24 protein-coding genes are annotated in these 24,493 nt (G+C 70.5%); 17 read left to right on the forward strand and 7 right to left on the reverse strand.

What is annotated here, in order from left to right; translation table 11 throughout:
- The first annotated feature begins 131 nt into the window (after positions 1-131).
- Genes ACVTJA_RS13275 through rsmA form a run of 3 tightly spaced genes read left to right on the forward strand, consistent with a single transcriptional unit; the run spans position 132 to position 4,826 of the window.
- Positions 132-2,915, forward strand: a complete 2,784-nt coding sequence (locus tag ACVTJA_RS13275) for a response regulator (RefSeq protein ID WP_465836722.1) — start codon at positions 132-134, stop codon at positions 2,913-2,915.
- Positions 2,916-2,960: 45 nt separating this feature from the next.
- Positions 2,961-3,956, forward strand: coding sequence for a tRNA (adenosine(37)-N6)-threonylcarbamoyltransferase complex transferase subunit TsaD (gene tsaD, locus ACVTJA_RS13280; RefSeq protein WP_465836723.1), 996 nt, complete (start codon positions 2,961-2,963; stop codon positions 3,954-3,956).
- Positions 3,957-3,968: 12 nt separating this feature from the next.
- Complete coding sequence (gene rsmA / locus ACVTJA_RS13285) at positions 3,969-4,826, forward strand: 16S rRNA (adenine(1518)-N(6)/adenine(1519)-N(6))-dimethyltransferase RsmA (protein ID WP_465836724.1); 858 nt, start codon at positions 3,969-3,971, stop codon at positions 4,824-4,826.
- Positions 4,827-4,842: 16 nt separating this feature from the next.
- Here the strand turns inward: rsmA and ACVTJA_RS13290 are convergent, their stop codons facing one another.
- Entirely contained in the window at positions 4,843-5,121 is a 279-nt protein-coding gene (locus ACVTJA_RS13290; protein ID WP_465836725.1) for a hypothetical protein, read from the reverse strand.
- A gap of 226 nt (positions 5,122-5,347) precedes the next feature.
- Between ACVTJA_RS13290 and ACVTJA_RS13295 the strand changes: the two genes are divergently transcribed.
- The 5 genes from ACVTJA_RS13295 to ACVTJA_RS13315 all read left to right on the forward strand — a co-directional run bounded on the left by ACVTJA_RS13295 (position 5,348) and on the right by ACVTJA_RS13315 (position 9,001).
- Positions 5,348-5,992, forward strand: a complete 645-nt coding sequence (locus ACVTJA_RS13295) for a deoxynucleoside kinase (protein WP_465836726.1) — start codon at positions 5,348-5,350, stop codon at positions 5,990-5,992.
- Positions 5,993-6,156: 164 nt separating this feature from the next.
- Positions 6,157-7,071 carry a 3-methyl-2-oxobutanoate hydroxymethyltransferase gene (panB, locus tag ACVTJA_RS13300; protein ID WP_465836727.1) on the forward strand — a complete coding sequence of 305 codons (915 nt, stop codon included), beginning with the start codon at positions 6,157-6,159 and terminating at the stop codon, positions 7,069-7,071.
- 2 nt (positions 7,072-7,073) lie between these two features.
- Positions 7,074-7,931 carry a pantoate--beta-alanine ligase gene (gene panC, locus ACVTJA_RS13305; RefSeq protein WP_465836728.1) on the forward strand — a complete coding sequence of 286 codons (858 nt, stop codon included), beginning with the start codon at positions 7,074-7,076 and terminating at the stop codon, positions 7,929-7,931.
- A 16-nt stretch (positions 7,932-7,947) separates the two neighbouring features.
- Complete coding sequence (smpB, locus tag ACVTJA_RS13310; RefSeq protein ID WP_206720823.1) at positions 7,948-8,436, forward strand: SsrA-binding protein SmpB; 489 nt, start codon at positions 7,948-7,950, stop codon at positions 8,434-8,436.
- Between the two features lie 34 nt (positions 8,437-8,470).
- The gene (locus ACVTJA_RS13315; RefSeq protein ID WP_465836729.1) at positions 8,471-9,001 is read left to right on the forward strand and encodes a ClpXP protease specificity-enhancing factor SspB; all 531 of its coding nucleotides are present in this window, start codon (positions 8,471-8,473) and stop codon (positions 8,999-9,001) included.
- 73 nt (positions 9,002-9,074) lie between these two features.
- Here ACVTJA_RS13315 and ACVTJA_RS13320 read toward each other — a convergent pair whose 3' ends face one another.
- From ACVTJA_RS13320 to ACVTJA_RS13345, 6 genes are all read right to left on the reverse strand, one after another.
- Positions 9,075-11,027, reverse strand: coding sequence for a serine/threonine-protein kinase (locus tag ACVTJA_RS13320; protein ID WP_465836730.1), 1,953 nt, complete (start codon positions 11,025-11,027; stop codon positions 9,075-9,077).
- A gap of 34 nt (positions 11,028-11,061) precedes the next feature.
- A complete protein-coding gene (locus ACVTJA_RS13325; protein WP_465836731.1) occupies positions 11,062-11,400 on the reverse strand; it encodes a DUF971 domain-containing protein in 339 nt (112 codons plus the stop codon).
- A gap of 90 nt (positions 11,401-11,490) precedes the next feature.
- On the reverse strand, positions 11,491-13,200 hold the full coding sequence (locus ACVTJA_RS13330; protein ID WP_465836732.1) for an HD domain-containing phosphohydrolase: 1,710 nt from the start codon (positions 13,198-13,200) through the stop codon (positions 11,491-11,493).
- Positions 13,201-13,223: 23 nt separating this feature from the next.
- Complete coding sequence (locus ACVTJA_RS13335; protein WP_465836733.1) at positions 13,224-14,114, reverse strand: peptidoglycan-binding protein LysM; 891 nt, start codon at positions 14,112-14,114, stop codon at positions 13,224-13,226.
- A complete protein-coding gene (locus tag ACVTJA_RS13340; RefSeq protein WP_465840382.1) occupies positions 14,111-14,560 on the reverse strand; it encodes a FecR domain-containing protein in 450 nt (149 codons plus the stop codon). Before ACVTJA_RS13340 ends, ACVTJA_RS13335 begins: the two co-directional genes overlap by 4 nt.
- A 95-nt stretch (positions 14,561-14,655) precedes the next feature.
- The gene (locus tag ACVTJA_RS13345) at positions 14,656-15,459 is read right to left on the reverse strand and encodes a carbon-nitrogen hydrolase family protein (RefSeq protein ID WP_465836734.1); all 804 of its coding nucleotides are present in this window, start codon (positions 15,457-15,459) and stop codon (positions 14,656-14,658) included.
- Between the two features lie 207 nt (positions 15,460-15,666).
- Between ACVTJA_RS13345 and ACVTJA_RS13350 the strand changes: the two genes are divergently transcribed.
- From ACVTJA_RS13350 to rpsO, 9 genes are all read left to right on the forward strand, one after another.
- The gene (locus ACVTJA_RS13350; RefSeq protein ID WP_465836735.1) at positions 15,667-16,152 is read left to right on the forward strand and encodes a ribosome maturation factor RimP; all 486 of its coding nucleotides are present in this window, start codon (positions 15,667-15,669) and stop codon (positions 16,150-16,152) included.
- A gap of 62 nt (positions 16,153-16,214) precedes the next feature.
- Positions 16,215-17,915, forward strand: a complete 1,701-nt coding sequence (gene nusA, locus ACVTJA_RS13355; RefSeq protein WP_465836736.1) for a transcription termination factor NusA — start codon at positions 16,215-16,217, stop codon at positions 17,913-17,915.
- 134 nt (positions 17,916-18,049) lie between these two features.
- Positions 18,050-18,244 carry a DUF448 domain-containing protein gene (locus ACVTJA_RS13360; protein ID WP_465836737.1) on the forward strand — a complete coding sequence of 65 codons (195 nt, stop codon included), beginning with the start codon at positions 18,050-18,052 and terminating at the stop codon, positions 18,242-18,244.
- A gap of 111 nt (positions 18,245-18,355) precedes the next feature.
- Positions 18,356-21,574: a translation initiation factor IF-2 gene (gene infB / locus ACVTJA_RS13365; RefSeq protein WP_465836738.1), complete on the forward strand. Its 3,219-nt coding sequence runs from the start codon at positions 18,356-18,358 to the stop codon at positions 21,572-21,574.
- Positions 21,575-21,685: 111 nt separating this feature from the next.
- Positions 21,686-22,327: a DUF503 domain-containing protein gene (locus tag ACVTJA_RS13370; RefSeq protein ID WP_465836739.1), complete on the forward strand. Its 642-nt coding sequence runs from the start codon at positions 21,686-21,688 to the stop codon at positions 22,325-22,327.
- Positions 22,324-22,683 carry a 30S ribosome-binding factor RbfA gene (rbfA, locus tag ACVTJA_RS13375; RefSeq protein WP_465836740.1) on the forward strand — a complete coding sequence of 120 codons (360 nt, stop codon included), beginning with the start codon at positions 22,324-22,326 and terminating at the stop codon, positions 22,681-22,683. Before ACVTJA_RS13370 ends, rbfA begins: the two co-directional genes overlap by 4 nt.
- 32 nt (positions 22,684-22,715) lie before the next feature.
- On the forward strand, positions 22,716-23,585 hold the full coding sequence (gene truB / locus ACVTJA_RS13380) for a tRNA pseudouridine(55) synthase TruB (RefSeq protein ID WP_465836741.1): 870 nt from the start codon (positions 22,716-22,718) through the stop codon (positions 23,583-23,585).
- A 1-nt stretch (position 23,586) separates the two neighbouring features.
- Positions 23,587-23,913: a hypothetical protein gene (locus ACVTJA_RS13385; protein WP_465836742.1), complete on the forward strand. Its 327-nt coding sequence runs from the start codon at positions 23,587-23,589 to the stop codon at positions 23,911-23,913.
- A gap of 124 nt (positions 23,914-24,037) precedes the next feature.
- Positions 24,038-24,310 (forward strand): 30S ribosomal protein S15, encoded by a 273-nt coding sequence (gene rpsO / locus ACVTJA_RS13390; RefSeq protein ID WP_465836743.1) that lies wholly within the window; start codon positions 24,038-24,040, stop codon positions 24,308-24,310.
- Positions 24,311-24,493 lie beyond the last annotated feature (183 nt).

The raw sequence follows: 24,493 nt of genomic DNA on the forward strand, positions 1-24,493 counted from the left end.
TGGTGCCTGTCCAGCGGGGAGACAGCCAGACGCCCCGCCACCCCAAGCCATTGACATGCCTGGAAAGCGGGCAGGATGCTCCCGCGTCAGGCTCTCTGTAGAAGAAGTCGCAGTGACGAAAGGCAAGCAACGTGGCCAAGCAGCACCTGCTCCTGGTGGATGGTGACGCAAAGAGCCTCCGCGTGATGGAGGTCAGCCTGAAGAAGGCTGGCTTCTCCGTGACGACGGCCATCCACGGCAAGGATGCGCTGGAGAAGGTTCAAATCAGCCCTCCAGACCTCGTGCTGGCCGACACGAAGATGCCGGAGATGGACGGCTTCGAGCTGTGCAAGGCGCTCAAGTCCGACGAGCGCTTCAAGTTCATCCCCTACGTCTTCCTGACGAACCAGAAGTCGGTCGAGTTCAAGGTGCGCGGCCTCGAGCTCGGCGGCGACGACTACCTGACGAAGCCCATCTACATCAAAGAAATCGTCACCCGCGTGAAGATGATCCTCCAGAAGGCGGAGAAGGAGAGGATCGAGAAACGCGAGACGACGAAGGGAGGCTTCGCCGGCAGCCTCGCCGACATGGGCGTGGTGGACCTGGTCCAGACGTTCGAGATTGGCCGCAAGACGGGCAGCATCTCCATCCAGGGCGAGCGCACCGGCACCGTCTACTTCAAGGACGGGCGCGTCATCGACGCGGAGCTGGGGCGGTTGAAGGGCGAGAACGCCTTCTACCGCATGCTCAACACCTTCGAGGGGCAGTTCGAGGTCCAGTTCACCGCCCTGGACCGCCCGGAGCGCATCGAGATCTCCACCCAGGGCCTGCTGATGGAAGGCATGCGCCGCCTGGACGAGTGGGGGCGCATGCTCGAGCAGCTCCCGCCGCTGGAGACGGTGTTCGAGATTGACTACCACCAGCTCGCCGACCGGCTCTCGGAGATTCCGGACGAGGTGAACGGGCTGCTGCGCCTGTTCGACGGCAAGCGCACGTTGAGCCGCGTGGTGGAGGACTCGGACTTCGAGGACCTCGCCGCGCTGGGCATCATCAGCAAGCTGTACTTCGAGGGCCTCATCCGCGAGCTGGGCAACGCGCCGCTGGAGCCGGTGCAGAGCAGCAAGCCCGGCATCGAGCAGTGGCTCAACGCGGCGCCGCCTCCGAGCGCGCCGGTGGAGCCCGCGCCCCCCGCGCCGGTGGCCGTGGCCCCGGAGCCGCCCGTCGCGCCCGAGCCGCCGCCAGCGGCCGTCCCCGCCGTGGCCGTCGCGCCCGAGCCGCCGCCGAGCATCCCCGCGGAGACGCCGCGCTCCATGCCGCCCAGCGTGCTCGCGCCGCCGGCCGGCGTGGAGGACCCGGGCGCATCCGCCGTCGCCACGGGCCCGGCCCAACCGGCCAACGTCATCCTCTTCCCCGCGAAGCCCCGTCGCAACGGAGCCGCCGAGGAGCCCGCCGACACCGCCGCGTCCGCGGCGGCGCCGCTGCCTCCCGCGGAGGAGGGCTCGTCCTTCCTCGTGGCGCCGCCTCCGGCCCATCGCGCCGCGGAGCAGTCGCACCGCAGCCTGCTGCTGGACTGGAGCCGCGTGGACACCGACGGCATCAGCTCCGCGTCCACGTGGGGGCCGGGCTCGCTCTGGTCTCCGTCGCCGCGCGCCTATGGTGGCGGCTCGGGCAGCTCCGGTGCCGCTCCGGCCCATGCCCAGAGCGCCGCGGTAGAGCCGACGCTTCCGCGTCCGCCCATCTTCGGCGGCGCGGCCGTGGGCCCCAACCCGCTGCCGCCCGTGCCGCCTCCCGCGCCGGCCCCGCCGTCGTCCGAGGTGACGCTGGTGAGCGGCAAGGGCGCCGCTCCGCAGCCCGTTCCCTCCGTGCCGCCGGTGGCGCCCGTCGCCATGTCGGAAGAGCCGATGCTGGAGGTGGAGGAGGTTCCGCAGCCGCCGCCCCAGCAGCTCGCGCTGCCGCCGTACCCGGGCCATGGCGTCCCGACTCCGGCGGCGCCTCCGCTCTCCGAGGAGCCCCGGACGCCGAGCGCCGCGCCGACGCCCGCCGCCGTCACACCGCCTCCCGCCGAGACGAAGCCCGTCGAGGCGAAGCCGGTGGAAGCGAAGCCGCAGCCGGCCGCCGTGGAGTCGAAGCCCGCGGACTCGAAGCCTGCTGACTCGAAGCCGGAGATGTCCGACGCCACCGTGGCCGAGGCCATCCGTCCCAAGCGCACCGGCCTGTACGTCGCCGTGGGCCTGCTGCTCATCGGCGCCGTCGCCGCGGTCGTCGTCTTCGGCGGTGGCTCCGGTGGCAAGGGGCAGGACCCGGCGCCGAAGCCGCCGGTGGAGCAGCCGACGCCCGTCAACACGGTGAAGCCGCCGGAGAAGGACCCGACTCCGCCCACGCCCGTCGAGCCCCCCGCGCCCGTGGCCGCCGCTGACGCGGGCTCGGCCGCCGATGCGGGCTCGGCCACCGCCGCCGTGACTCCGCCGCCGGCCGCCACGCCGGACGCCGGGGCCGCCATCGCGGAGGCCGCGACGCCCGACGCGGGAGATGCGGCCGCCAACACTCCGCCGGTGGACCCGGAGGTGGAGTACGCCAATCTCGTGAAGCAGGCGAAGGCGGCCATCGTCGGCAACCGGTACAAGTCCGCCGCCATCAGCTACCGCAAGGCGCTGCTCCTCAAGCCGAACGCCACGGAGGCGAAGGCCGGGCTGGGGATTTCCCTCGTCAACGGCTCCACCGCGGACGCGGCGTACCGCGAGGCCGCCAAGCTCCTCCAGGAAGTGGTCAAGGAGGACGAGCGGAATGCGCGCGCCTGGCTGTCGCTGGGCATGGCGTACCAGTTCACCAGTCGGAATTCCCAGGCGGCCGAGGCCTACAAACGATACTTGTTCCTGGAACCGACGGGACCCTCCGCCAACGAGGTCCGCTCGCTGCTCAACGGACTGGGCAAGTGAGCGGGCAGGCGGGCGGCACCCCTCGCCTCGGAGAAGTGAGCCGCCTTGCTCGTCCTCGGACTGGAAACCTCCTGTGATGAAACCGCCGCCGCCGTCGTGGAGGACGGCCGGCGCGTGCTGTCGGACGTCGTCTCCACCCAGGTGGACATCCACCGGCGCTGGGGCGGGGTGGTGCCGGAGCTGGCCAGCCGCAACCACATCGTCCAGGTGATGCCCGTCCTCCACGAGGCCCTCACCCGCGCTCAGAAGACGCTCGACGACGTGGACCTCATCGCCGTCACCTCCGGCCCCGGCCTCATCGGCGCGCTGCTGGTGGGTGTGCAGGTGGCCAAGGGACTGAGCCTCGCCACCGGCAAGCCCTTCGTCGGCGCCAACCACCTGGAGGGCCACCTCCTGGCCATCCGCCTCATCGAGGAGGCCCCGGAGCCGCCGTTCCTCGGGCTCGTGGTCTCCGGAGGCCACACCAGCCTCTATGACGTGCAGGCCTTTGGCCGGTACCGGCTGGTGGGCAGCACGCGCGACGACGCGGCCGGCGAGGCGTACGACAAGACGGCGCGCATCCTCGGGCTGCCGTACCCGGGCGGGTTGCCCATCGACCAGCTCGCGCAGAAGGGAGACCCGGAGGCCATCCGCTTCCCGCGTGCGCTGCCCGGCGACAACTTCGACGTGTCCTTCTCCGGCCTGAAGACGGCGGTGCTCCACCACGTGCAGAAGCACGGTGTCCCCGGAGGCCAGGCGCTGTCGGATTTGTGCGCGTCCTTCCAGGAGGCGGTGGCGGACGTGCTGTCGAAGAAGCTGGTGGCCGCCGCGCGCCGGCTGGGCCACAAGCAGCTCGTGTTGTGCGGAGGCGTGGCGGCCAACTCGCGGCTGCGCGCGCTGTGCAAGGAGCGCGCGGAGGAGCGGGGACTGAACATGTACCTGCCGCCGGTGCGCCTGTGCACGGATAACGGCGCCATGATTGCGGTGGCGGGGTATGAGGCGTACCGCCGCGGCCTTCGCGGGGACTTCAAGCTGGCGGCGGACCCCGCCTGGCGCATGTAGAGGGAGACAGACGTGGAACAGCCGCGAGACATCCTCAAGCGACACGGCCTGCGTCCCAAGCACAGCTGGGGACAGAACTTCCTCGGTGACGAGGACGCCCTGGAGACCATCGCCGACGCGCTCCTCCTGCGTGAGGGCGAAGCGGTGGTGGAGCTGGGCCCGGGCCTCGGCCACCTCACGCGCTTCCTCGCCGCCACCGGCGCGCGCGTCACCGCCGTGGAGCGGGACCGCGACATGCTCACGGTGCTGGAGAAGGAGGCGATTCCAGGCGTGAAGGTGGTGGCCGGCAACGCCGCCACGGTGGACTTCGCCGAGGTGGCCGGCGTGCCCGAGGTGGCCGTGGCGGGCAACCTCCCGTACCACCTCACCAGCCCCATCCTCTTCCGAGTGCTGGAGCAGCGCGCCCACGTCACGCGAGCCGTCTTCACGCTGCAGAAGGAAGTCGTGGAGCGGCTCGCCGCGGAGCCCGGCAACCGCGACTACGGCCTGCTCACCGTGCTGCTCGGCCTGCACTTCGACGCGGAGAACATCCTCACGCTGGAGGCCTGGCGCTTCCACCCGCCGCCGAAGGTGGACTCCGCCGTGCTGCGCCTCACCCGCCGCAAGTCCCCGCGCGCGCCCATCGTGGACGAGGCCCGCTTCACCCGCGTGGTGAAGGCCTCCTTCGCGCACCGGCGCAAGACGCTCATCAACTCCATCAAGTCGGACCCGACGCTCGGCTCGCCGGAACAACTCCTCGCCGCGCTGGAGACGGCCGGCGTGGACCCGCAGCGGCGCGCGGAGACGCTCGCGCCCGAGGAGTTCGCCGCGATTGAGCGCGCGCTGGGGCCGGTGGTGACTCCGGTGCCCGCGCCGAAGCTGGAGGAGTAGGGGAGCGGCCGAGCCTTCAGCGCTCGCGCAGGCCGAGCGCCTGGCTCAGGCCGCCCTGCTGCTCCAGCCAGGCGAAGAACGCGGCCTCCGGAATCCGCATGCGGGCGAGCACACCGCGGAGGATGTCCTCCACCGAGCCGTCCTGCCGCCGCTTGAGCTCCAGCGCCGCCTTCAGCAGCACCACGCCGTAGAGTGGGTCGGGCTCCACCGGCGGTGTGGGCGCGGCGCGGGCGGTGGTGTTCTGACGGGCCTCCTCCAGCACCACCACCGTCTTCACCCGCTGCCTGCCGCTCATGTCCGGAGACCGTCCCGCGCACACGCCTTGAAGTCGCGCGGACCGTAGGCAATGCCCTCCATAGCGTCAAGGGAGCGCGAGCCGCCCGGACGGTGGGTGCGGCCGTGGAAAATTGCCGGATTCCAGCGCCCGTGTTGTGTTATCCGCCCGGGTGCGTGGCCGTGCCCTCGCACATGCGGGCGCGCGGCCTCGAGGCACGCATTCCGTGGTCGGGAGGCCTCGGCGGATGGACTTACGGTACATCGTGGTCGAGGGGCCCATTGGCGTGGGCAAGACGAGCCTCTCCAACATCCTCGCGGAGCGGCTGGGTGGCCGGCGCATCCTCGAGGTGGTGGAGGAGAACCCGTTCCTCGCCAACTTCTACGCGGACCGGCAGAAGTACGCGTTCCAGACGCAGGTCTTCTTCCTCCTGTCGCGTTTCCGGCAGCAGCAGGACCTGTTCCAGCAGGAACTCTTCAGCTCGATGACGGTCAGCGACTACCTGTTCGCGAAGGACCGCATCTTCGCGCACCTCAACCTGGAGGCCCACGAGCTCGCCCTCTACGAGCGCGTCTTCGAGGCGCTCGGGCCCCGCGTGACGAAGCCGGACCTCGTCGTCTACCTCCAGGCCCGCCTGGACGTGCTGTTGCAACGCATCAAGAAGCGGGGCCGCGAGTTCGAGCGCAAGTTCGACTCCGCGTATCTGGAGGGGCTGGTCCACTCCTACAACACGTTCTTCTTCCACTACACGGACACGCCCCTGTTGGTGGTCGACACCTCGGACATCGACTTCGTCAACAACGAGGCGGACCGGGAGGACCTGCTGGCCACCATCCGGAAGGCGAAGCCGGGCACCCAGCATTACCTTCCAAAGGCTTCCCGGCGGGGCTGAAGTTCAAGCTCCCGGCGGGCTGCACACCCTCCAGGCCCCCACGGCCGCCCGGAGGGCGTTAGACTGCGGTGGGGAACCCGTAGCTTCCGGCGATTCCGCGAGGAACGGCGAGGGGCGAAGGGTCCACCAAGGCCGTTCAACCCGACGACAACAGGAGGTGAACCGTGAAGGACAAGGTCACCATCCACACGCTGAAGCGCTTCAAGCAGATCGGCCAGAAGATCTGCATGGTTACCGCCTACGACGCCACGTTCGCCCACATCCTGGACCAGGCTGGCGCGGATGTGCTGCTGGTGGGTGACTCCCTGGGCATGGTGGTCCAGGGGCATGACTCCACGCTCCCGGTGACGATGGACCAGATGGTCTACCACTGCGCCGCCGTGACGCGCGGCGCGCGCCGGGCCCATGTGGTGGGTGACCTTCCCTTCATGAGCTACCAGGTGTCGCCGCAGGAGGCGGTGCGCAACGCCGGCCGCCTGGTGTCCGAGGGAGGAGTGGGCAGCATCAAGCTGGAGGGCGGCGCCGAGTTCGCCGACACGGTGCGCGCCATTACCCGCGCCAGCATCCCCGTCATGGGCCACCTGGGGCTGACGCCGCAGTCCGTCCACAAGATGGGCGGCTATGTCGTCCAGGGCCGCGACGAGGAGCAGGCCCGCAAGATTCTCGACGACGCGCTGGCGCTGGAGCAGGCCGGTGCCTACGCGCTGGTGCTGGAGGGCGTGCCGCTGGAGCTGGCGCGCACGGTGACGCAGAGCCTGTCCATCCCCACCATCGGCATCGGCGCGGGCGTGGACTGTGATGGCCAGGTCCTCGTTTGTTACGACCTGTTGGGGATGAACCCGGACTTCAAGCCCAAGTTCGTCAAGCGCTACGCCAACCTGCACGGCTCGATTACGGAGGCCGCGGGCGCCTTCTTCTCCGAGGTCCGCCAGGGCGCGTTCCCCGACGAGGACCACTCCTTCAAGTCGAGCAAGAACATCCGCCTCGTCGCCGGCAGCCCGGCGCCGCGCGTGGAGGGCTCCACCGCCCCCGCCGAGGGTGGCGAGAAGATTGGCCCCGTCTACGGGGTTCCGGTCTAGCCATGGCCACCGCAGTCCTGCGAACCGTGGCGGAGGTGAAGGCGTGGGTTGCGGGACTGCGCCGTGAGGGGCGCCGGCTCGCGCTGGTGCCCACCATGGGCTACCTGCACGAGGGGCACCTCTCGCTCATGCGCGAGGGGCGCTCCCGCGCCGACGTGGTGGCCACCTCCATCTTCGTCAACCCCACCCAGTTCGGTCCCCGGGAGGACCTGTCCCGCTACCCCCGTGATTTGGAGGGGGACGTGGCCAAGTGTGCCAGCGCGGGCGTGGACGTCGTCTTCGCGCCGGAGGACCCGAAGGCCATGTACCCCCCGGGGTACCAGACGTACGTGGAGGTGACGGACGTCAGCCAGGGCCTGTGTGGAGACAGGCGGCCCGGCCATTTCCGTGGCGTGGCCACCATTGTCACCCAGTTGCTGTGCCTCTTCCGGCCGGAGGTGGCGCTCTTCGGGGAGAAGGACTACCAGCAGCTCCAGGTCATCCAGGCCTTGAACCGGGATTTGCACCTGGGCGTGGACATCATCGGCATGCCGACGGTGCGCGAGCCGGACGGGCTGGCGATGAGCAGCCGCAATGCCTACCTGTCCCCCGAGGAGCGGAAGCGGGCGCTCTCCCTCTCCCGGGGGCTGAAGGCGGCCCAGGCCCTGCTGCGGGAGGGCACCCGGGAGGCGGGCGCGCTGGTGGGCGCCGTGCGGCGCGAGCTGGAGGCGGCGGGACTTCGTGAGGACTACGTGGAGCTGGTGGACGCGGAGCGGCTGAAGCCCCTGGCCTCGGTGGAATCCGGCCAGGCTGCCCGGCTGCTCGTCGCGGCGTTCAGCGGGACGACACGCCTCATCGACAACATGCCGCTGGCCGGTTAGGAGACCCGGGACGCGTATGACATCCAGCGGCAAGTCGAAGGGACCCGGCGGTGAGCCCGGGGTGAAGGTCATCACCGAGAACCGGCGTGCGCGCTTCGACTACACGGTGGACGAGAAGCTGGAGGCCGGACTGGAGCTGACCGGCAGCGAGGTGAAGTCGCTGAGGGAGGGAATCGCCAACCTGTCGGACGCCTACGCGCTCCCCAAGGGCAGCGAGTTGTTCCTCCTCAACGCGAACATCGGCTCGTACAAGGCCGCCAGCGTCTTCGACCACCTGCCCACCCGGGGCCGGAAGCTCCTGCTGCACCGGGCGGAAATCGACCGTTGGGCGGCGAAGGTGCGGGAGCGGGGTTATTCCATCATCCCGCTTGTGCTGTACTTCAAGAACGGACGAGCCAAGGTGGAGCTGGGGCTCTGCCGCGGCAAGCAACACGAGGACCGGCGCCAGGACATCAAGGAGCGGGAGACGAAGCGGGAGATGGACCGGGCGATGCGCCGACGTTGAGAGGGGCGCCCGAATTTCTCTCGCCGTACACCGGATGGACGACAAGAAGGGTCTCGACAAGAAGGAGCGGCTATTGGCCGCGCTCGACCAGGGGATGGTGATGATCCACCTGGACGCGCGCCGCCCCGGCGTGCTCGTCCCCGCCTCTCTCAGAGGGGAGGCCCACTTGCGCCTCAACCTCTCCTACCGCTTCGACCCGCCGGATTTGACGGTGGGCGAGTGGGGCGTGCGCTGCACGCTGAGCTTCTCCGGCTCGCGCTTCACGGTGGCGGTGCCCTGGTCGGCGCTGTTCGCCATCGCCAGCCACGTGACGAAGGAGTTCTGGATGTACCCGGACGACATGCCGCCGGAACTGCTCCAGCAGCCCGCGACGGCGCGTCCGCCGCAGCCCGTGCCGGTGGTGCCCGTGGCCGCCGAGCGCCCGCGCACCTTCCTGCGCGAGGTGCCCATGCCGGGAGACGCGCTCGCGGGTGACGCGCCCGAGGTGCCACCCACGCCGCCGACGGACGGGCCCAAGGACGACCCGCCCACGCCACGCCGGGGCCACCTGCGCCTGGTGAAGTGAGGCGCGGCCTCAGCGCTCCGGCGCCCTCGAAGCATGACGGGCTCGCCGCGCCGTGTGAGGTGGCGCGCGAGCCTCAGCGCTCCAGCGCCACCCGGAACTCGACGGGCTTGCCGCCACGGAAGGTGCCCTTCCACGCGCGGTAGCCCTTGAGCTTGAGCTGCACGGAGATGGGCTTGTCCGGGTAGAGGTTGTCCACCGCGAGGGGCGTGGTGCCGACCTCCTGGCCCTCGACGAGGACGGTGGCCCCCGGCGGGTTGCTGACGATGCTCAGGATGGGCGAGGGCATCGGGGCGCCCAGCTTCGCGAGCAGCCCGGTCACCACCGTGGAGCCGGAAGTCACCGCCCACGCGCCGGCGGCGACCAGCACGGCCACCACCCCGAGCGCCACGACGACACGGCCCCAGCGCCTGCGGGTCCGGGGCAGCTCCTGCGTTTCCTGCCAGTCGCTCTCCGGACGCGGTGCGCGCTCGGCCAGCTCCAGCGTTTCGGCGGGCGTCTGGAGCACGCTGCGCAGCGGGATGAGCTCCTCCGGAGGTGGCACACCAGGCGCGGGCTGCTGGGGAGGAGGTGGCATGCCCGGATGGGAGCGGCGGGCGGATGACGCACCGGCGCCAGAAGCCACCGAATGCACCGGTGCTCCGTGCATGGATGCCGCGGAGCTGGAGCCACCAGGAGCCGCCGCGTGCGCCGAGGCACCAGGGGCTGCTGCGAAGAGGCCCGCAGGAGCCACCGCGCCGCGCGCGGACGTCGCCGCGCCCAGGGCCCCGGAGGCGCTCGGAGCCACATGCACCGGAGTGCCATACGCGGCGGTGCGAGCCGGCGCCGCGCCATACGGGGCCGCCCCATCCGTGTCCTGGGGCACTGCCTCGGCATCCACCGGTGCGAAGGCCCGCGAAGGAGGAGAGAGCTCCTCCGCGCAGCGGTAGCACGGCGCATGCAGAGAGGGCAGGGGCGAGCCACAGCGGGTGCACTGATGAATCAGCCGCCCGCTGACGCTGAGCGCCGGCCCACCGGGCAGTGCCTCCTCTTCCTCTGCCTCCATCTCCATCGAGAGGGCGAAGGGGCCCGGATTCGACGGGCGCGTGACGGCCGGCGGGGCCGCTGGAGCCCCCTTCGCGTCTCCTCCACCCGCCTCGGCCAGCTCGCGCAGCGTGGCGGGCAGGGAGAGCTGCCGCATGAAGTCCGCCAGCGCGTGCGACGTGGCGGGCTCACCGGAGCGGGCCAGCCAGCGCGCGAGCGTCTCGCTCAGGGCCTCGGGCGTCGGGAAGCGCTGCTCGGGCGCGCGCGACAACATGCGCAGCACGGCCTCGGCCAGCGGCGCGGGCACGTCCGGAGGCAGCGGCGGCACCTCGCGGGACAGGATGGCGTACGCCACCGCCATGGGCTCCTTCACGTCATGGAAGGGGTGCCGCCCCGCGAGCAGCTCGTAGAAGACGATGCCCAGCGAGAACTGGTCGCTGAGGGCGTTGGCCGGCGCGCCCTGGAGCACCTCTGGCGCGCTGTAGGCCTCCTTGCCGCGGAAGACGCCGGGCTCCGTGAAGGAGCCGCCCTCCAGCCGCGCGATGCCGAAGTCCGTCACCTTCACCTCGCCCTCGCGCGACACGAGGACGTTGGACGGAGACACGTCCCGGTGGGCCGCCATCACCGGCCGGCCCTCGTGCAGCTTCCGGTACGCGTGCGCGAGGCCGGCCTGCGTCTGGAGGACGATGAACGCCGCCAGGTGCGGCGGGAAGCGCGCGCCCTGCCGCGCGGCGGTGCGCAGCAGCACGCCCAGGTCCCAGCCGTCCACCAGCTCCATCACCAGGAAGAGTCCGCCGGGGCCCTGGCCCACGTCGTACACGGTGGCGATGTTCTGGTGCTGCAGCAGCATGGCCAGCCGCGCCTCGGTGAGGAACATCCGCGCGATGTCCGGCTCCTGCGCCAGCTGCGGCAGCACGCGCTTGATGGCCACCACGCGCTCGAAGCCCTCCGTGCGCGCCACGCCGAGGTACAGCTCCGCCATGCCGCCGGAAGCCAACAGCCGCACGAGCCGATAGCGTTCGTTCAGGACTGCCTCCACGTCAGGTGACGGGCTGGGTGACCTCGCGCAGCAGCCTCCACGGGTAGATGCCCGTGGTGTGGCCGTCGCTGAAGGCGAAGGCCAGCGCGTAGTTGCCCACCGGCTGCACCTCCTTGATGCGCAGGTCCGCGGGCACCTTCGTCTGGTCCAGGGTGCGCTTGTTCGTCCACTCGTCCACGCACCCGGCGCACGGGCACTGCTGGCGCAGCACCTGCGCGGTGGCGGAGGTCCTCACCCCGTCGTCCCAGCCCAGCTCCAGCCGCGCGCCGTCCGCAGACACGCGGACGTCCGTGCCGGAGACGGGCTTGGGGGCGGGCTTGATGCGGTCCCAGAAACTCAACGTTGCACCTTCCGAAGTCTCAACAGCGCCGCGCCCTCCCTACCATCCTTCGGAGCCGGCGTGGCGCGAGAAGCCGTGCGCGGACAGCGCCTACGAGGCGAGCTTGACGGGCAGCCGGTGGCCCTCCAGGCGCACGCCCTGCTTCGCCAGCACCCGCCGCAGCGCCAGCACCACCTTCGGGTCCAGCTGCGCGCCGCTGAGGTTGTCGAGAATCTCCATCGCCTTCTCCAGCGGCATGGCCTTCTGGTACGGGCGCGTGGAGGTGCACGCGTCGAAGGTGTCCGCGCACGCGACGATGCGGGCCAAGAGGGGGATGTCCTCGCCCGCCAGCCGGTCCGGGTAGCCGGTGCCGTCCCAGCGCTCGTGGTGGTGGCGCACGCATGCGCGCACCGCGCCGAGGAAGCTCACCGGGCCGATGATGGCGTCACCGATGGCCGGGTGCTCGCGCATGATGGCCATCTCCTGGTCCGTCAGCCGCGACTGCTTGCAGAGGATGGACTCGACGATGCCAATCTTCCCGATGTCGTGGAGGATGCCGCCGTACTGGAGCTGCCGCAGCTCGCGCTCGGTGAGGTTCAGCTCGCGGCCAACCTCCACCGCCACGTCGCCCACGCGCTGACTGTGGCCGCGCGTGTACGCGTCCTTCGAGTCGATGGAGTTGGCCAGCGCGACGATGGTCTCCAGGTAGCCCTTCTCCAGGCTCTCGTAGAGGCCGCGGTTCTCCATGTCGTACGCGAGCAACTGCTTGCTCATGTAGTTGAACGTCTGGGCCAGCTCGCCCAGCTCGTTCTTCTGCGGGACGTCCACCTCCACGCCGAACTTGCCGCGCGCCAGCTCCAGCGCGCCCTTCGTGAAGCCCTTGAGGGGCCGCGTGAGGTTGCGCGAGAAGAGCGCCGCCAGCACCAGCGCCACGAGGATGGCCGCGCCCAGGCCCAGGAGGATGCGGCGCTCCATGGCCTCCACCTGCCGGTACGCGTGCTCCACCGGCTGCTCGGAGAGGATGGCCCAGCCCGTCTCCGGCAGCACCGTGTACGCGGCCACCACCGCGTCCCGGCCCTCGCCGAAGTTGCCCACGTGGAAGGTCTCCGTGTCCGGGTGGCGCTCCAACTGCCGCAGCAGGTGCGCCACCGGGCGGCGCCGCGACACGTCCTCGCCCGGGCCCGCCATGCCTCCGCCGCCCGCCACGAGGTGCCCGTGCCGGTCCGCCACGTACGCGAAGCCGGTGCTGCCCACGCGCTCCTGCTCCAGCATCCGCCGCAGCCCCACGAGCGACAGGTCCGCCGCGATGTAGCCCTTCACCGGCTCACCCACGGGGAAGGCCAGCGTCACCACCGGCCCGTCGCCGTCCGGCCCCATCACAGCGTCCGAGTAGCGCAGCCCGTCCAGCTTCTCCAGCAGCGCGCGGGCGCGCTCCTCGTGCGCCGCCAGCGCGCTGGGGGACACGTCGTGCCGCGAGAAGGCCTGCAACCCCTGCAGCCGCTTGCGGTCCGGCCCGAAGACGGTGAGCGCCAGCACCTCGCGCCGCTGCGTGAGCACCGACGCCAGGTGCGTCTGCTGCGCCTCCATCGGCAGCGAGAAGAAGCCGCCGGGCGCGCGGGCCAGCCCCAGCACCGTGTCGGTGGGCTCGCCAAGGTAGTCCGCCGCCTTGAGTTGGAGCTGCTTCACCCGCTCCTGCGCCAGCTCCTGCGCGTCGCGCACCAGCAGCTCGCGCGTATGGGACACGGAGAGCCAGCCCACCATCAGCGTGGGGACGAAGCCCACCACCAGCATCAACAGGAGGATGGCTTTGAAAAGGCGCACAGTGCTGCTCCTCCAGTCAGTGGCTACTGCCACTGTCCCTTCTGCACTTCGAGCTTCAGCCGCTCCGACACCAGCTCGAAGCGCCGGGCCGGCCCGGGCTCGGATTTGCCCGCCGTCCCCACCGCGCGCACCGTCCACCGGTAGCGGCCCGCGGGCAGCACGGGCAGCTTCACCTCCACGGCGGACACGGCCTGGGCGAAGACCGGGGTGCCTTCCATGTCGCGCAGGACTTCCACCTCGTAACGCTCCGCTCCGGGCACGCTCGCCCAGCCCAGCTTCACCGGCCCCAGCCGGCCCGCCCGGTCCGGGCGCCGCTTCAGCAACTCCCCATCCTCCGGGAATCCCGGGCGCGGCGCCACCAGGGCCGGCGGCGTCGGGGGCGGCTGGCCCTTCGCCACACTCACCGACTCACCCGCGGGCACGGGCCGCGTGACACCCTCGGCCTCCACGCGCACCGGAGGGCCTCTTTTTACCGTGACGGTGGTGGTGCCCCCGTCCGGGCCCACCTCCACGCTGAAGGTGGACGGCTGCGGCGCGGGGGCCGCGGCCACCTGCTTCCCGGCCGCGTTGGCCGCCTCGGAGGCCTGCGCGTAGCGGGCCGCGCGGAAGTGCGCCTCCGCTTCCTTCAACCGCGCCTCGGCGACGGGCGACGCGCCGGCGTCCCCCACGAGCGTGCGCGCCGTCTCCAGCGCCTTCAGTGCCAGCGCGCGCTCCTGGCCGGGGACCTTCAAACGCGTGCCCTCGGGCACGGTGTCCGTGGAGAGGCCGTTGAGCGCCTGGATTTCCTCCGCGGCGTTCGGGTCGCCCACGGTGCGCTCCGCCACCTGGCGCAGCGTCTCGTGCGGGCCCACCACCGCCGTGTCGTGCGCGGTGACGCCCAGTCCGGCCAGCAGCATGAGGAGCGCCGTCTTCATTGGAAGACAATCTCCCTTCCGGCCTGGATGGTGGCCGCCGGCGTGGTGACGGAGAGGGACTGCGCGGCGGGCTGCTCCAGCTCCGCGTCGATGCGGCCGCGCAGCACCGTGAGGTCCGTGCGCTGATGACCGGGCCGGGGCCGCGTCTCGGCGATGCCGATGAGCGAGTCGCCGCCCAGGTGCACCGTGCCACCGTCGCTGGCGAAGATGAGGTCCGCGCCCGCGCCCGACTCGGTGCGCACCTTGTCGTTCTCGAAGAGGGGGAGCCCCTCGTGCCCCGCGCTCCAGTCATCCTCGGTGGCGCGTTTTATCTGCACGGCGCCCTTCACGCCCTTGAGGTGGGCGCGGGGCGCCGGAACCGGACGGGTGGGCGCCGCGGGCGCAGGCGGCGTCTCCTCGGCGGTGCAGCCGAGCGTCGAGGCCGAGAGCGCGAGCGCGAGCAGCATGGGTGGCCAGCGTCGTCCAGTCACGTGGGGGTTCCGGGGAACTGCATTCTAGCGAAGGGGGGGACCTGGGGCGTACGGGCCCGGCCACCAGCACGCTAGTCCAGTCGGCGGTGCTGCAGGCAGGGCAGGTTGCGGCGGATGCGCGCCTGCAGCTCCGGGTCCACCGGCGCCAGCGCCAACCCCTCACCCTCCGACGCGCGCGCCGTCACCAGCCCCCACGGGTCCACCACCATGGCGTGGCCATAGGTGAGGCGGTTGGCGGAGTGTTTCCCACCTTGTGCGGGAGCCAGCACATACGCCTGGTTCTCGATGGCCCGCGCTCGGAGGAGCACCTCCCAGTGGTCCTTGCCCGTCATCAGCGTGAAGGCCGCCGGCACCGCCAGCAGGGTGGCGCCGTCCTTCGACAGCCGCCGGTACAACTCCGGGAAGCGCAAATCGTAGCAGACGGACAGGCCCAGCCGGCCCACCTCCGTGTCCGCGGAGACGACCTCGGTGCCCGGCGCCACGGCGGCGGACTCCTGGTAGGTGGAGCCGTCACCCACGTCCACATCGAACAGGTGCATCTTCCTGTACACGGCCTGACGCTCCCCGCCCGGCCCGAAGAGCACGCTGGTGTTGTAGAGCCGACCGCCCGGCCCGCCGGTCTCCAACACGCTGCCGGCCAGGAGCGTCACCTTGAGCTCCCGGGCCAGCTCCGCCATGCGGGCGAGCGTGGGCCCTTCCAGTCCCTCGGCGGCGCCAGGACGCTCGGGCTCCGGCCCCATCCAGGCGAAGTTCTCCGGAAGACCGATGAGGCGGGCCCCCAGACCGGCCGCTCGCCGCACGAGGCGGGTGGCGACCTCCAGGTTGTGACTCTTGTCCGCGGTGGACACCATCTGCGCGGCGGCAATGAGGTGCATGGGCCCGTTATAACGCCCGTCGCAGTGCTGGAACCCCTGGGAATTCCTTGCCCTGTCGGGCAGGTTTCACCCGGAGCAGGAGGGTGCGTCCTTCCTTTACACCCCGACGGGGCGTGTGCTACGGACGCCCCACATTTTTCGATGATGGACCTCGAAAAGTGGGCCGCGTGCCCGCTTTTCGCGTTTTTGGAGACTGATTTCCCGGTTATGTCGGAGAAGAACCTCAAGCAGACGGTGGAGGAGCGGGCCCAGGCCCTGCTTGACCCCATCGTCGCGCAGGAAGGCCTGGAGCTCGTGGACCTGGAGTTCCTCCGGGAGCGCGAGGGCTGGATCCTCCGGTTGTTCATCGACAAGCCGGGCGGGCGGGTGGGGTTGGACGAGTGCACCCAGGTGTCGCGCGCGGTGGACCCCGTGCTCGACGTGGAGGACCTCGTCCCCCACGAGTACAGCCTGGAGGTCTCCAGCCCCGGGGTGAATCGGCCGCTGAAGAAGCCGGCTCACTTCGAGCGGGTGAAGGGACAGAAGGTGAAGGTGAAGACGTTCGGGCCGGTGGGAGAGCCCCCGCGCAAGAACTTCACCGGCACCCTGACCGAGGTGGCGGGCGACGGCATCTCGGTGGAGGTGGAAGGTGCCGGAACCTTCCACATCCTCTTCAAGGACATCGCGAAGGCGAACCTGGAGTTCGAGTTCTAGACGTCGACATACAGGGCCTCCCTCCGAGCGGGGACGCCCGTGGACCCTTTTAGGAGAACACCATGGCCACGCAGCAAGCCAACCCGAGCGTCAACCTCAACCTCGTCCTCGACCAGGTCGCCAAGGACAAGGGCATCGACCGGGCTGTGCTGATTGCCACCCTCGAGGACGCGATGAAGACCGCGGCCAAGAAGCACTTCGGCCAGGACCGCGAGCTCGAGGCCAAGTACGACCCCGACAAGGGCGTGGTGGAGCTGTTCCAGGCCATCACCGTGGTGGACGAAATCACCGACCCGGTGCAGGCGGTGAACCAGATCACCACCGGTGAGGCGCACAAGAAGGGCATGGAGGTGGAGGCTGGGGACGAGCTCGTCTTCCAGATCTTCTACCGCGACGAGGACGCCGCCGAGGCCAAGGCGCAGGACGACCAGTACGGCGATATCCTCCGCCTGAAGACCTTCCGCCGCGGCTTCGGCCGCATCGCCGCGCAGACGGCCAAGCAGGTCATCCTGCAGCGCACCCGCGACGCCGAGCGCGAGAACGTCTTCAACGAGTACAAGGACCGCAAGAACGAGATCGTCACCGGCATCGCCCGCCGGTTCGAGCGCGGCAACATCATTGTCGACCTGGGCCGCGCCGAGGCCGTGCTGCCGGTGCGCGAGCAGGTGCCGCGCGAGACGTACCGCCCCGGCGACCGCGTGCAGGCCTACGTGCTGGACGTGCTGCGCGAGTCCAAGGGTCCGCAGATCGTCCTCAGCCGCGCGTCCGTCAACCTGCTCACCAAGCTCTTCGAGATGGAGGTGCCGGAAATCGCCGAGGGCATCGTCGTCATCGAGGCGGCGGCCCGCGAGCCGGGTGGCCGCGCGAAGATTGCGGTGTCCAGCCGGGACTCGGACGTGGACCCGGTGGGCGCGTGCGTGGGCATGAAGGGCAGCCGCGTGCAGGCGGTGGTGCAGGAGCTGCGCGGCGAGAAGATCGACATCGTCCCCTTCGACGAGGACCCGGCGCGCTTCGTGTGCTCGGCGCTGGCGCCGGCGGAGGTCAGCCGCGTCATCATCGACGAGGCCAACCACGCCATGGAGCTCATCGTCCCGGACGACCAGCTCAGCCTCGCCATCGGCCGGCGCGGGCAGAACGTGCGCCTGGCCGCCCAGCTCACCGGCTGGAAGCTGGACATCAACAGCGAGAGCCGGGTGCGCGAGCTGCGTGAGTTCGCCAACCGCTCGCTGGGCTCGCTGCCGGGCGTCAACGAGATGCTGGTGGAGACGCTCTACGCCCACGGGTTCCGCCAGGCCCGCGACATCGCGGACGCCAACCCGGAGATGCTGGCGCAGCTGCCGGGCATCGACCCCGCCCGCATCCCCTCCATGCAGGAGGCCGCGCGCAAGCGGATGGTCGAGGATCAGGCGGAACTGTCCCGCATGGATTATGAAAGGGAGCAGGCCCGCATCGCCGAGGCCCGCCGCCATCCGGACGAGCTCACCCAGTCCGAGCGCATGGCGCGTGTCAGGGGTGTGGGCGAGAAGACCATCGAACAGCTCATCCTCGCCGGCTACAAGACGGTGGAGGACATCGCCAACGAGAAGGACCTGGCGAAGCTGGGCGACGTACCGGGTGTGGGAATCAAGAAGGCCCGCCAGCTCAAGAGCGCGGCGGAGAACTACCTCGTGGAGGAGGCGAAGCTGCGCGCGGAGCTGAACGCCGAGCGTGGCGCCATGACGGCGACCCTTGAAGGTGGCGCGGAAGCCACCAAGTCGCCGTAAGCTAGGGAAGGGAAGGGGACGTGGGGCGCCAGCCAGGACGCTCGGTGCCGGAAGAGCGGGGCGCGCAGTCAGGTCCGGTCCGGACGTGCGTCGGATGCGGCTCCAAGCGGCCACAAGCAGAGCTCACCCGGTTCGTGATAGGGGCCGGGGGCGCCATCGAGGTGGACAGGGCACGGCGGCTGCCAGGACGGGGCGCCTACCTGTGCGGTGCCGGTTGTCTGACGGCGGCGCTGAAGCGGAAGGCGTTTGGAAGGGCCTTTCGCGGCAAGGCGGGCCAGGTTGACCCGTCGCAGCTCGGGCAGGCGTGGGAGTCGGCGGAGGAGAGCTGAGGGGTGTGGGGGGGGGGAGTGGGTGTTAAGGACCACTCGCACACATTTTCGGGTTTGGACTAGGGTGCTGCGCCCCGGAAGCCGGCGGAGCAGAAGGCCAACAAGGGCAATATGTCGAAGAAGCGCGTCCACGAAATCGCCAAGGAGCTCAAGGGCCATGGAATTGAGCTCGACAACAAGGAGGTCGTAAACGAGCTTGCGGCGCTCGGGTACGACGTCAAGAGCCACTCGTCTTCTCTCGACGACGACCAGGCCACCGCCGCGGTCCAGAAGATCCTGGACAAGCGCAAGCCGAAGCAGGCCACGCCGCCGGTGACGGCCAAGGGCTTCGTCGTCCGCCGCAAGGTGGGCGCGCCCGCTGGAGGTCCGTCCGCCGAGTCGAGTGAGGGCGCGCAGGCCGCCGAGCACGTTCCGGCTGCCTACGAGGCGCCCGTCCATGAGGCGCCTCCCGTCGCCGCCCGGGCCGAGGAGCCGCCTCTGGCGCCTCAGCCCCCGGCCGAGGCGCCCCAGGCCCCAGTCGAGATGCCGAGGGCCGTTGAAGCCCGGCAGGTGGAGGCCGCCCCGCAGGTCGCGGAGGCCCCCGCCGTTGCCGCCACCCCGCAGCAGCCCGCGCCCGTCGCGGAGGCCCCGCAGGCCCCCGCCGCTGTCGCGGCCCAACCCACGCCCCCCGCCGAGGCCCCCAGGGCCCCGGTCGAGGCACCCCGCGCCGCCGTGCAGCCACCGGTTGCCGCGCAGCCACCTTCCCCAGCCCAGGAGCGCACCACCTTGCCCCAACCCCCCCCTCGCTCACCGGTCCCGCCGACAGTCCGGACGCCGAGCACCTCTACGTCCGCGACCGTCGTGTCCCGTGGCCCGGGTTATGTCCAGCGCGGTGGTCCCGGCGGTGGTCGTCCCGGGGGTCCGGGTGGCCCCGGTGGTCGTCCGGGTGGCCCGGGGGGAAATCGTCCCGGTGGTCCGGGTGGCCCGGGTGGCCGTCCCGGTGGTCCGGGTGGCCCGGGTGGTCGTCCCGGCGGTCCGGGTGGCCGTCCTTCGTACCAGGGGCAGGGATATCAGGGTCAGGGCGCGCGTCCGGGCCAGGGCCCCGTGCGTCCCACCGGGGCGCCGGGCGCGGGTGCGCAGGCCTCCGCGGGCGGCGCCTCCGGGGCTCCCGCCACGGGTCCCACCATCATGGTGGGCGGCGTGCCCCACGCGCAGGTGTCGCCCACGGGCGGCCAGGCGCGTCCCACGGCCACGCAGGCCGTCGTCATCTCGCGCCCGCTCATCCAGGTGCGCCGCGTGACGCCCACGGCCGGCCAGGCCAAGCAGTACCCCATGGCGCCGGGCCGCGCGGGCATCCCCGAGCGGCGTGAGTACAAGGTGGTCCCGGACCACCTCGGCCGGGGCCGCGAGCTGGTGGACGTCTCCAAGAACAAGGAGCGTGGCCAGCGCAAGCGCACCAGCGGCGATACGCAGAGCGTGTCCAAGCAGGAACTGACGGACATGGTCTGGGGCCGCGTCACCATCCCGGTGCGTGGCAAGAAGAAGAAGCCCACGAAGAAGGGCGCGAAGACGCAGATCACCCAGATGGCCGAGGAGAAGAAGGTCATCAAGCTCCAGGAGGGCATCAGCGTGTCCGACCTGGGCCAGCGCATGGGTGTGCGCACCGCGGACATCATCAAGAAGCTGATGGGCCTGGGGAAGATGGCCACGGCCAACCAGATGGTCGACGCGGACACCGCGGAGATGCTGGCTGGCGACTACGGCTGGAAGATCGACCGCGTCGGCTTCGAGGTGGAGGACTACCTGCCCGAGGTGGAGGCCCGTCCCGAGGACGAGCGTCCGCGTCCGCCGGTGGTCACCATCATGGGCCACGTCGACCACGGCAAGACGAGCCTCCTGGACGCCATCCGCAAGGCCAACGTGGCGGCGGGCGAGGCGGGCGGCATCACCCAGCACATCGGCGCGTACAGCATCTCCACGGCGCGCGGTGACGTCACCTTCCTCGACACGCCGGGCCACGAGGCCTTCACGTCCATGCGCGCCCGTGGCGCGGACGTGACGGACATCGTGGTGCTGGTGGTGGCCGCGGACGACGGCGTGATGCCCCAGACGATTGAGGCCATCAAGCACGCCAAGGCGGCGGAGGTCCCCATCGTCGTCGCCATCAACAAGATGGACGTGCCCGGCGCCAACCCGGACCGCGTGAAGAAGGACCTGTCGGCCCACGAGCTCGTCCCCGAAGAGTGGGGCGGCGACACCATCATGGTTCCGGTCTCCGCGAAGACGAAGGAGAACCTGGACCTGCTGCTGGAGAACCTGGCCCTCCAGGCCGAGGTGCTCGAGCTCACGTCCAACCCGAGCCGTCCGGGCGTGGGCGCCATCATCGAGGCCAAGCTGGACCGCGGCCGCGGGCCGGTGGCCACCGTGCTGGTGCAGGAGGGCACGCTCAAGCTGGGCGACGCCATCGTCACCGGTGCGCACTACGGCCGTGTCCGCGCCATGACGAACAGCCGCGGCGAGCAGGTGAAGGAAGTGAAGCCCGGCTACTGCGCCGAGGTCGTCGGCCTGTCCGGCGTGCCGAGCGCGGGCGACACCATCAACGTGGTGGCGGACGAGAAGGCGGCCAAGCAGATCGCCGAGCACCGCAACATGAAGGATCGGCAGACCGAGCTCAGCAAGGTCAACCGCGAGTCCCTGGAGCAGCTGTTCGCCAAGACGAAGGCGGGCGGCGGTCCCAAGGAGCTGCGCGTCGTCATCAAGGCGGACGTGCAGGGCTCGGCCGAGGCCGTCAAGCAGGCGGTGCAGAAGCTCTCCACGCACAAGGTCAAGGTGGAGATCATCCACACCGGCGTGGGTGCCATCACCGAGGGCGACGTGATGCGCGCGGCGGCCTCCAAGGGCATCGTGCTGGGCTTCAACGTCAACCCCGAGTCCGGCGCCGAGGCCGCGGCCAAGGCCCAGGACGTGCAGCTGCGCAGCTACAGCATCATCTACGAGCTCATCGACGGTGTGCGCGAGGACATGGAGAATCTCCTCGAGCCCATCCGCACGGAGCGCAAGCTGGGCCGCGCGGAGGTGCGCAACACCTTCAACGTGCCCCGCCTGGGCACCATCGCCGGTGCGGCGGTGCTGGACGGCGTCATCAAGCGCGGCTCGTTCGTGCGCCTCATGCGCGAGAACAAGCAGCTCTTCTCCGGGAAGATGGCCTCGCTGCGCCGCTTCAAGGACGACGTCAAGGAGGTCGCGCAGGGCTTCGAGTGCGGTATCGGCATCGAGAACTTCAACGACCTCAAGCCCGGTGACATCATCGAGGCGTACGAGATTGAAGAGACTCGTCAGAGCCTGACCTAGTCGACAGTCCAGTGCCCTCCCTGAACCCCTGGGAAGACCCCATCTTCCCAGGGTGCTGATGCCCCGGTGGCCGCCCTGCATGGCGCGTCCACCGGTGGCTGGGGGACTTTCATGTTCGTTGGTGTCGCACGCCTCACCCTCCAGATTCCGGACAGCGGGTCGCTCAAGTCCAAGCGGCAGGTGCTCCGCCGGGTGACGGACCGGGTGAAGGCCCGTTTCAACGTGGCCATGGCCGAGGTCGATGACCAGGATCTCTGGCAGAAGGCCGCGCTCGCCCTGGCCGTGGTGGGGAATGACCGCCGCCACGTGGATGAGCAATTGGAGAAGGTCATCCACTTCATCGAGGAGATGTACGTCGCCCCGTTGATGGCGCGGGAGACGGAGATTCTCGCCTTCGGCGACCAGCTCTTCGCGGGCGGGGCCTCCCGCTCGCCTGGTCGGAGCATGGCCCCGGGCCGGGCCGCCTTGGCGGCGGACGGGGATGGCGACGAGGACGACTCGGACGAGGAGGAGTCGCCCGAGGACGCCGCGGCGCAGACGGAGGCCGCCATCGCCCGCTTCCTGCGGGGCGACAAGGCCTCGCTGGCGGAGGCGGAGGGGCTGGGCGACTGGGAGCGCCGCCATGAAGGCGATAACGAGGGAGGCCCCGTGACGGGCCGCCCGTCTCCGTCGAGCGGTGGACGGATGACGCTGGAAGAGGCGCGGGCTCGGGCCCGCTCCCTGCGCAATCCGCGAGACTGGGAGAAGAAATGACGACGCATTCCCGACCGGAGCGCGTGGGACAGGAAATCCAGGCGGCCATCGGCGACCTGCTCGCCCGGGGCATGCTGAGGGACCCCCGCATCGGCTACATCACGATTACGGGCGTGAAGGTGTCCCCGGACCTGCGCGTGGCGCGTGTCTTCTATTCGATGATGGGCACCGAGCAGGAGCGCGCGGACACGCAGAAGGGGCTGGAGGCCGCCAAGGGATTCGTGCGCCGCGAGGTGACGTCCACCGTCAACCTGCGCGTGTCGCCCGAAATCTTCTTCACCTTCGACGAGTCCGTGGGCGAGGGGGACAAGATTGACCGTCTCCTGCGCGAGGTCCGGAGCAAGGAAGGCTGGTAGTAAAAGCCTCCGGCCCACAATATTGGCCTGACATGGACGGCGTCCTGGTCATCGACAAGCCCTCGGGCCCCACGTCCTTTGACGTGGTGCGACAGGTGCGTTCGCTGCTCAAGCTGAAGAAGGTGGGCCACACGGGGACGCTGGACCCGATGGCCACCGGCGTGCTGCCGCTCTGCCTGGGCGAGGCCACCAAGGTGGCGGGCTTCATCACCGAGGGTGACAAGGCCTACGACGCCACGGTGCGTCTGGGCGCTGAGACGGACACCCAGGACGCGGAAGGGCAGGTGACGGCCCGCGCGCCCGTGCCGCCCCTGACGCCCGCGCTGCTGGAGTCCGCGCTGGCGCGCTTCCGGGGCTCCTTCGAGCAGGTGCCGCCCATGTACTCGGCGGTGAAGGTGGCCGGGAAGCGGCTGTACGAGCTGGCGCGCGCCGGCGAGGAGGTGGAGCGGGCCGCTCGGCAAGTGACGGTGTACGAGCTGGTGCTGCGCGACTTCTCGGCGGACCGGCTGCAGCTGTCCGTGCGCTGCTCCAAGGGCTTCTTCGTGCGCACGCTCGCCTTCGATTTGGGCCGCGCGCTGGGCTGCGGCGCCCACCTGGAGGCGCTGCGGCGCACGCACAGCGGGCCCTTCACGCTGGCGCAGACACTGCCGCTGGCGGACCTGCCGGCGCTGACGAAGGAGGGCACGCTGGCGTCGCGGCTGGTGTCCATGAAGGACGCGCTGGTGGACTTGCCCGAGGTACGGGTGAGCGCGGCGGAGGCCCAGCGTGTGTCCCATGGCGTGCCGGTGGAGGTGCCCGCGGGGCGCCCCGGGCGCGTGCGTGTCATGGGGCCGGACGGCGCGCTCCTGGCCGTCGCGGAAATCATTGCCGGCCGGCTGCGCTACCTGCGCGTGCTCGTCTGACGTGGCGCGCGCCTGGGACGTCACGGTGGTGGTGGCACCCTCGCTACGAGGCGCCTTTGAAGGGCGCCGCGAGGTGAACCTCGGCCTGCCCGCCACCGCGGGGGTGGGCGATGTCCTGGAATCCCTGTTCCAGCTCTACCCTCGGGCCTGGCAGTACATGCTGGGGGAGCGACGCGGGGGAGCGGGCCTCTACCTCCACATCGCGCTGGACGAGCGGGCGGGCGAGGAGCTGGCCCGTGGGGGCAGCGGACTTTCCGCCGGCCTGAAGCTGTATTTCTTCGCACTGTCGAGGACGCCCGGCGTCCGGCAGGCAGGCGTCGATGGTTGACCCTATGGGGGGCGGAGCTTATAAGCCCCCCCGCCGTTAGAAGGACGAGACCCGGTCTGTACCCCTCCGCGGACCGTGGCGACTCTGAAGCAGCACTCCACCGGAGCGGGCGAAGGAAGCGAACATGTCGGCACTGCATCACGAGCGGAAGACGGAGCTGGTCGCGAAGTTCCGGACGCATGAGACGGACACGGGCTCCCCCGAGGTCCAGGTCGCGCTGCTGTCCGAGCGCATCAACATGCTCACCGAGCACTTCAAGACGCACAAGAAGGACCACCACTCCCGGCGCGGTCTGCTGAAGCTGGTCGGTCAGCGCCGCCGCCTGCTGGACTACCTCAAGTCCAAGGACGTGGCCCGGTACAAGAAGCTCATCGAGGGCCTCGGTATCCGCAAGTAGTCATCCGTGAAGCACCCGGGGCGCTGGCAGCAACCAGCGCCCCGCGTGTTTAAGACGTATGCGGTAGGCAGTCGTTGGAAGTGGAAGCGCGGTGGGTGGTGGCGGGCAAGGGAGTGGTGCCGTCGGAGGTTTTGGTTTCCGTTCGGACCGGCTGACCCAGGCAGGTGGGGTCAGCCGGTGCGA

The organism is Pyxidicoccus sp. M6 (genome assembly GCF_055568925.1).

What these genes read in the sequence shown, in the direction of transcription:
- ACVTJA_RS13290 (WP_465836725.1), bottom strand. Translation starts at nt 5,121, where the DNA reads ATGAGCGGCAGGCAGCGGGTGAAGACGGTGGTGGTGCTGGAGGAGGCC.
- ACVTJA_RS13295 (WP_465836726.1), top strand. Translation starts at nt 5,348, where the DNA reads ATGGACTTACGGTACATCGTGGTCGAGGGGCCCATTGGCGTGGGCAAG.
- panC (WP_465836728.1), top strand. Translation starts at nt 7,074, where the DNA reads ATGGCCACCGCAGTCCTGCGAACCGTGGCGGAGGTGAAGGCGTGGGTT.
- smpB (WP_206720823.1), top strand. Translation starts at nt 7,948, where the DNA reads ATGACATCCAGCGGCAAGTCGAAGGGACCCGGCGGTGAGCCCGGGGTG.
- ACVTJA_RS13315 (WP_465836729.1), top strand. Translation starts at nt 8,471, where the DNA reads ATGGACGACAAGAAGGGTCTCGACAAGAAGGAGCGGCTATTGGCCGCG.
- ACVTJA_RS13335 (WP_465836733.1), bottom strand. Translation starts at nt 14,114, where the DNA reads ATGAAGACGGCGCTCCTCATGCTGCTGGCCGGACTGGGCGTCACCGCG.
- ACVTJA_RS13340 (WP_465840382.1), bottom strand. Translation starts at nt 14,560, where the DNA reads ATGCTGCTCGCGCTCGCGCTCTCGGCCTCGACGCTCGGCTGCACCGCC.
- ACVTJA_RS13345 (WP_465836734.1), bottom strand. Translation starts at nt 15,459, where the DNA reads ATGCACCTCATTGCCGCCGCGCAGATGGTGTCCACCGCGGACAAGAGT.
- ACVTJA_RS13350 (WP_465836735.1), top strand. Translation starts at nt 15,667, where the DNA reads ATGTCGGAGAAGAACCTCAAGCAGACGGTGGAGGAGCGGGCCCAGGCC.
- nusA (WP_465836736.1), top strand. Translation starts at nt 16,215, where the DNA reads ATGGCCACGCAGCAAGCCAACCCGAGCGTCAACCTCAACCTCGTCCTC.
- infB (WP_465836738.1), top strand. Translation starts at nt 18,356, where the DNA reads ATGTCGAAGAAGCGCGTCCACGAAATCGCCAAGGAGCTCAAGGGCCAT.
- ACVTJA_RS13370 (WP_465836739.1), top strand. Translation starts at nt 21,686, where the DNA reads ATGTTCGTTGGTGTCGCACGCCTCACCCTCCAGATTCCGGACAGCGGG.
- rbfA (WP_465836740.1), top strand. Translation starts at nt 22,324, where the DNA reads ATGACGACGCATTCCCGACCGGAGCGCGTGGGACAGGAAATCCAGGCG.
- truB (WP_465836741.1), top strand. Translation starts at nt 22,716, where the DNA reads ATGGACGGCGTCCTGGTCATCGACAAGCCCTCGGGCCCCACGTCCTTT.
- rpsO (WP_465836743.1), top strand. Translation starts at nt 24,038, where the DNA reads ATGTCGGCACTGCATCACGAGCGGAAGACGGAGCTGGTCGCGAAGTTC.